Source organism: Mesorhizobium sp. P5_C1 (genome assembly GCF_054049815.1).
The window spans coordinates 1-5448 of sequence record NZ_JBFULQ010000394.1 but is presented as its reverse complement, the minus strand read 5'-3'; the positions used below and the strand labels follow the sequence as shown (position 1 = coordinate 5448).

Here is a 5448-nt window from a genome sequence, read left to right as displayed (position 1 = left end):
GAAATCGGCTTCGATTCCTGGATGAACACCTGATCGCCAACCTTGTGGGCGTTGTTCTCGTCGTGCGCCTTGTACTTCTTAGTCATGCGCACGGTCTTCTTCATCACGGGATGCGTGAAGCGCCGTTCGACCTTGACGACAACCGTCTTCTCGTTCTTGTCGCTGACGACGGTGCCCTGCAGAATGCGCTTTGGCATGGTTTTCGTCCTTAAGCCTTCTTAGCCACGGACTTTTCCGCAGCGATGGTCTTGATACGCGCAATGTCCTTACGGACCTGTCTCACGCGCGCGGTCTTCTCGAGCTGGCCGGTGGCCTTCTGGAAGCGCAGGTTGAACTGCTCCTTCTTCAGGCTGGCCAGGTCGTCGGTCAGCTGGTCCTGGGTCTTGGTCCGGATGTCTTCGGCTTTCATGATCAGCCCGTCCTTATTCTGCGATGCGCTGCACGAAGCGCGTCTTGACMGAGAGCTTGGCCGCGCCGAGACGCAGTGCCTCACGGGCGGTTTCTTCATTGACGCCGTCGATCTCGAACATGATGCGGCCCGGCTTGACGCGCGCCGCCCAGTAATCGACAGCGCCCTTGCCCTTGCCCATGCGGACTTCGGTCGGCTTCGAAGTGACCGGCACGTCCGGGAAAATACGGATCCAGACGCGACCGGCGCGCTTCATTTCACGGGTGATCGCGCGGCGGGCCGCCTCGATCTCACGTGCGGTGACGCGGTTCGGCTCAAGCGCCTTCAGCCCGAAACCACCGAAATCCAGATTGGTGCCGCCCTTTGCGGTACCATGGATACGGCCCTTGAACTGCTTGCGGAACTTTGTGCGCTTTGGCTGCAGCATCGTTCTAACTCCAAATTCCTAAATGTCTCACGCGTTTTCGCGACGACGACCGCGTTCGCGATCACCACCACCGCCATGTGCAGCATCACCCTCGGTCGCACGACGTTCCGAAGCCATCGGGTCGTGCTCAAGGATCTCGCCCTTGAACACCCAGACCTTGACGCCGCAGATGCCGTACGCCGTGTTCGCCTCGGCCGTGCCGTAGTCGACATCGGCGCGCAGTGTATGCAGCGGCACGCGGCCTTCGCGGTACCATTCCATGCGCGCAATCTCAGCACCGCCAAGACGGCCGGCGCAGTTGATGCGGATGCCTTCGGCACCGAGGCGCATCGCCGACTGCACGGCGCGCTTCATGGCGCGACGGAACGCGATACGACGCTCGAGCTGCTGGGCGATCGACTGGGCGACCAGCGTCGCGTCGATTTCCGGCTTGCGCACTTCAACGATGTTGAGGTGCGTCTCGGACTTCGTCATCTCCATCAGCTTCTTGCGAAGCTTCTCGATGTCGGCGCCCTTCTTGCCTATGATCAGACCCGGGCGCGCGGCGTGGATGGTGACGCGGCACTTCTTGTGCGGACGCTCGATGACGACCTTCGAGATCGCAGCCTGCTTGAGTTCCTTCTCAAGATACTTGCGGATCTTGATGTCCTCATGCAGCAGCTTGCCGTACTCGCCGGTGTTCGCGAACCAGCGCGAATCCCAGGTGCGGTTGATGCCGAGGCGAAGACCGATCGGATTGACTTTCTGGCCCATTATGCGGCCTCCCCTTTTTCTTCGACTTCACGAACGACGATCGTGAGGTGCGAGAACGGCTTCTCGATACGGCTGGCGCGACCACGGCCACGGGCATGGAACCGCTTCATGACGATCGACTTGCCGACATAGGCTTCCGCCACGATCAGTGCATCGACGTCGAGGTCGTGGTTGTTTTCCGCGTTGGCGATTGCCGATTCCAGCGTCTTCTTGACCGTGCCGGAAATCCGCTTGGCCGAAAATTCGAGATCGGAAAGCGCTGTCGCGACCTTCTTGCCGCGGATCAGCGCGGCAACGAGGTTCAGCTTCTGCGGGCTGATACGGATCGTGCGCAATACGGCGCGCGCTTCGTTGTCAGCAAGCCTGCGCGGAGCTTTGGCYTTGCCCATGATTATTTCCTCTTCGCCTTCTTATCCGCGCCGTGACCGTAATAGGTCCGGGTCGGAGCGAATTCACCGAACTTGTGACCGACCATGTCCTCGTTCACCGAGACGGGAACATGCTTCTGGCCGTTGTAGACACCGAAGGTGAAGCCGACGAACTGCGGCAGGATGGTGGAGCGACGGCTCCACATCTTGATCACCTCATTGCGACCACCTTCACGAACCTTGTCCACCTTCTTGAGAAGGTAGCCGTCGATGAAGGGGCCTTTCCAAATAGAACGAGTCACTTGGCGTTACCTCTTCTTAGCTCTTGCGCTGATGRCGCGAGCGCAGGATGAACTTGTCGGTCGCCTTGTTGGACCGCGTCTTCTTGCCCTTGGTCGGCTTGCCCCAGGGCGAAACCGGATGGCGGCCACCCGAGGTGCGGCCTTCGCCGCCGCCGTGCGGATGGTCGACCGGGTTCATGGTCACGCCGCGATTGTGCGGACGCTTGCCACGCCAAACCGTACGACCGGCCTTGCCGTCGTTGATGTTGCCATGGTCCGGATTGGACACGGCACCGACGGTGGCCATGCAGGAGCCGTGCACGACACGCTGCTCGCCCGAGTTGAGGCGCAGGATCGCCATGCCCTGGTCGCGGCCGACCAGCTGGCCGTAGCCACCTGCCGAACGGGCAACCTGGGCGCCCTTGCCCGGCTTCAGCTCGATGTTGTGGACGATGGTGCCGACCGGCATCGAGGCCAACGGCATCGCATTGCCCGGCTTCACGTCGACGGCTTCACCGGAAACGATCTTGTCGCCGGGGGCCAGACGCTGCGGAGCGATGATGTAGGACAGCTCGCCGTCGTCGTACTTGATGAGCGCGATGAAAGCGGTGCGGTTCGGATCGTATTCGATGCGCTCGACCGTGCCCACAACGTCGAACTTGCGGCGCTTGAAGTCGATGATGCGGTACGAACGCTTGTGGCCACCACCGATGAAGCGGGCGGTGATGCGACCGTAATTGTTGCGGCCGCCCGACTTGGTCAGGCCCTCGGTCAGACCCTTGACGGGCTTGCCCTTGTAGAGGCCCGAGCGGTCGACGATGACCAGCTGGCGRGTGCTCGGCGTTACCGGGTTGAATTTTTTCAGTGCCATTGTTCTGTCCTCGCGACCTTGCTCAGAGACCCGTCGCGACGTCGATCGACTGGCCGTCGGCCAATGTCACAATCGCCTTCTTGACGTCGCTCTGGCGGCCGATCGTGCCGCGGAAGCGCTTGATCTTGCCCTTGCGGACAAGCGTGTTCACGGCCATCACCTTGACGCCGAACAGCGCTTCGACGGCGGCCTTGATTTCCGGCTTCGACGCCTTCTTGGCGACGTTGAAGACGACCTGGTTCTGCTCGGAGGCCATGGTCGACTTTTCGGTGATCGCCGGCGAGACGATCACGTCATAATGACGAAGGTCGGTCATTTAAAGCGCTCCTCGAGAGCCTCGACGGCGGCCTTCGAAAGGACCAGCGTGCCGCGGCGCAGAATGTCGTAGACGTTGATGCCCTGGATGGGCAGCACGTCGATGTTGGGGATGTTCGTCGCCGCCAGCTTGAAGTTCTTGTCAAGCTCGGCACCGCCGATCACCAAAGCGTTGGTCAGGCCCAGCGTCGCGAAATTCGCGATCAGCGCCTTGGTCTTGGCCTCGGTCAGCTTCAGCTCGTCGATGATGATGATCGACGCGCTCTTGGCCTTGGCCGAGAGAGCATGCTTGAGGCCAAGCGCGCGAACCTTCTTCGGCAGTTCGTGCTCATGGCTGCGAACGACCGGGCCGTGAGCCTTGCCGCCGCCGCGGAACTGCGGAGCGCGTGCCGAATGGTGACGGGCGCGGCCCGTACCCTTCTGCTTGTACATCTTGGCACCGGTGCGCGCGATTTCGGCGCGGCCCTTGGCCTTGTGCGTGCCCTGCTGCTTCTTGGCGAGCTGCCAGCGCACGACGCGCTGCAGGATGTCCTCGCGCGGATCAAGGCCGAAAATCTCCTCGGAGAGTTCCACCTTGCCGGCGTCCTTGCCGCCAAGCGTTGTGATCTTGAGATCCATTATTCCGCTCCCTCTGTGGCCGGAGCCTCGTTCTTAGCAGCACTCCCTGCTGCAACTGGGCGGATCGCGGCAGGCTTCGGCGCATTGGCCGGCAGTGCCACCTTGGCCGCATCGCGGACCAGGATCCAGGCGCCCTTCGATCCGGGAACCGCACCGCGGATCAGGATCAGGCCGCGGTCGGCGTCGGTCGAAACGATCTCGACATTCTGCGTGGTGACGCGGGTGTCGCCCATGTGGCCAGCCATATGCTTGCCCTTGAACACCTTGCCCGGGTCCTGGCGCTGGCCGGTCGAACCGTGCGTACGGTGCGAGACCGAGTTACCGTGCGTCGCGCGGCCACCACCCATGTGGTGGCGCTTGATGACGCCCTGAAAACCCTTGCCGATCGTCGTGCCCGTCACATCGACCTTCTGGCCGGGGACGAAATGCTCGACGGTGATCTCGGCGCCGACATCGATCATGTTGTCGGCGGAGACGCGGAACTCGGCGACCTTCGCCTTCGGCTCGACGGAAGCGGTCGCGAAATGGCCGCGCAGCGCCTTCGACGTGTTCTTCACCTTGGCAAGGCCAACGCCGAGCTGAACGGCAGTGTAGCCATTCTTCTCCTGCGTGCGCTGCGCCACGACCTGACAGTTCTCCATCTGGAGAACGGTGACGGGAACATGTTCCCCGGCATCGTTGTAGATGCGGGTCATTCCCACCTTCTTTGCAATCACACCTGAACGCATCGGTTCAATTCCTTTAGAGTTCCGGGCCAGGGGCACCGCCCCTTACCGCGCTCTCATTCCCTTAGAGCTTGATCTCGACGTCCACACCGGCGGCCAGATCGAGCTTCATCAAAGCATCGACCGTCTGCGGGGTCGGATCGACGATGTCGAGCAGACGCTTGTGCGTGCGCATCTCGAACTGCTCGCGGCTCTTCTTGTCGACGTGAGGCGACCGGTTGACCGTAAACTTTTCGATCCGCGTCGGCAGCGGAATGGGGCCGCGGACGTTGGCACCGGTGCGCTTGGCCGTCGACACGATTTCCTTCGTCGAGGCGTCGAGCACGCGGTGATCAAACGCCTTCAGGCGGATGCGGATATTCTGTCCGTTCATGCGTCACTTCCTTGTTCTGGCGCGGCGCGGGCAACTCCTGCGCCCGCGACAGATCGGTTTAAGTCCAAATTACTCTTTGATGGTGACGACGATGCCGGCACCGACGGTGCGGCCGCCTTCACGGATAGCGAAGCGCAGCTTCTCTTCCATGGCGATCGGCACGATCAGCTCGACATCGACCGTGATGTTGTCGCCCGGCATCACCATCTCGGTGCCTTCCGGCAGCGACACGATGCCGGTCACGTCCGTCGTGCGGAAATAGAACTGCGGACGGTAGTTGGTGAAGAACGGCGTGTGACGGCCACCTT

12 protein-coding genes are annotated in these 5448 nt (G+C 61.8%); all 12 read right to left on the bottom strand.

The annotated features are described in order from the left end of the window. Positions 1-197, bottom strand: a 197-nt coding sequence (rpsQ, locus tag ACXJ7R_RS24085) for a 30S ribosomal protein S17 (RefSeq protein WP_457154020.1), incomplete at its 3' end; no start/stop codon positions are given. Positions 198-208: 11 nt separating this feature from the next. Then, on the bottom strand, positions 209-409 hold the full coding sequence (rpmC, locus tag ACXJ7R_RS24080; RefSeq protein ID WP_457154019.1) for a 50S ribosomal protein L29: 201 nt from the start codon (positions 407-409) through the stop codon (positions 209-211). 13 nt (positions 410-422) lie between these two features. After that, a complete protein-coding gene (gene rplP, locus ACXJ7R_RS24075) occupies positions 423-836 on the bottom strand; it encodes a 50S ribosomal protein L16 (RefSeq protein ID WP_013531427.1) in 414 nt (137 codons plus the stop codon). A gap of 27 nt (positions 837-863) precedes the next feature. After that, entirely contained in the window at positions 864-1589 is a 726-nt protein-coding gene (rpsC, locus tag ACXJ7R_RS24070; RefSeq protein ID WP_013895697.1) for a 30S ribosomal protein S3, read from the bottom strand. Continuing rightward, entirely contained in the window at positions 1589-1978 is a 390-nt protein-coding gene (gene rplV / locus ACXJ7R_RS24065; protein WP_006205462.1) for a 50S ribosomal protein L22, read from the bottom strand. The genes rpsC and rplV overlap by 1 nt, the downstream gene beginning before the upstream one ends. 2 nt (positions 1979-1980) lie before the next feature. Then, a complete protein-coding gene (gene rpsS / locus ACXJ7R_RS24060; RefSeq protein ID WP_006205463.1) occupies positions 1981-2259 on the bottom strand; it encodes a 30S ribosomal protein S19 in 279 nt (92 codons plus the stop codon). 16 nt (positions 2260-2275) lie between these two features. Next, the gene (rplB, locus tag ACXJ7R_RS24055; RefSeq protein WP_095089679.1) at positions 2276-3109 is read right to left on the bottom strand and encodes a 50S ribosomal protein L2; all 834 of its coding nucleotides are present in this window, start codon (positions 3107-3109) and stop codon (positions 2276-2278) included. A gap of 22 nt (positions 3110-3131) precedes the next feature. Further along, a complete protein-coding gene (locus tag ACXJ7R_RS24050; protein ID WP_010909275.1) occupies positions 3132-3425 on the bottom strand; it encodes a 50S ribosomal protein L23 in 294 nt (97 codons plus the stop codon). Continuing rightward, positions 3422-4042 (bottom strand): 50S ribosomal protein L4, encoded by a 621-nt coding sequence (gene rplD / locus ACXJ7R_RS24045; protein WP_006333366.1) that lies wholly within the window; start codon positions 4040-4042, stop codon positions 3422-3424. The genes ACXJ7R_RS24050 and rplD overlap by 4 nt, the downstream gene beginning before the upstream one ends. Then, positions 4042-4770, bottom strand: coding sequence for a 50S ribosomal protein L3 (gene rplC / locus ACXJ7R_RS24040; protein ID WP_184874355.1), 729 nt, complete (start codon positions 4768-4770; stop codon positions 4042-4044). The genes rplD and rplC overlap by 1 nt, the downstream gene beginning before the upstream one ends. 61 nt (positions 4771-4831) lie before the next feature. Continuing rightward, complete coding sequence (rpsJ, locus tag ACXJ7R_RS24035; protein ID WP_010909272.1) at positions 4832-5140, bottom strand: 30S ribosomal protein S10; 309 nt, start codon at positions 5138-5140, stop codon at positions 4832-4834. A 69-nt stretch (positions 5141-5209) separates the two neighbouring features. Then, positions 5210-5448: EF-Tu C-terminal domain-related protein (locus ACXJ7R_RS24030; protein WP_457154018.1), on the bottom strand; the 239-nt coding region annotated here is incomplete at its 5' end.

Bases quoted from the DNA above. Each gene is read 5' to 3' on its own strand.
- rpmC (WP_457154019.1), bottom strand. From the start codon at position 409: ATGAAAGCCGAAGACATCCGGACCAAGACCCAGGACCAGCTGACCGAC.
- rpsC (WP_013895697.1), bottom strand. From the start codon at position 1,589: ATGGGCCAGAAAGTCAATCCGATCGGTCTTCGCCTCGGCATCAACCGC.
- ACXJ7R_RS24050 (WP_010909275.1), bottom strand. From the start codon at position 3,425: ATGACCGACCTTCGTCATTATGACGTGATCGTCTCGCCGGCGATCACC.
- rplD (WP_006333366.1), bottom strand. From the start codon at position 4,042: ATGGATCTCAAGATCACAACGCTTGGCGGCAAGGACGCCGGCAAGGTG.
- rplC (WP_184874355.1), bottom strand. From the start codon at position 4,770: ATGCGTTCAGGTGTGATTGCAAAGAAGGTGGGAATGACCCGCATCTAC.
- rpsJ (WP_010909272.1), bottom strand. From the start codon at position 5,140: ATGAACGGACAGAATATCCGCATCCGCCTGAAGGCGTTTGATCACCGC.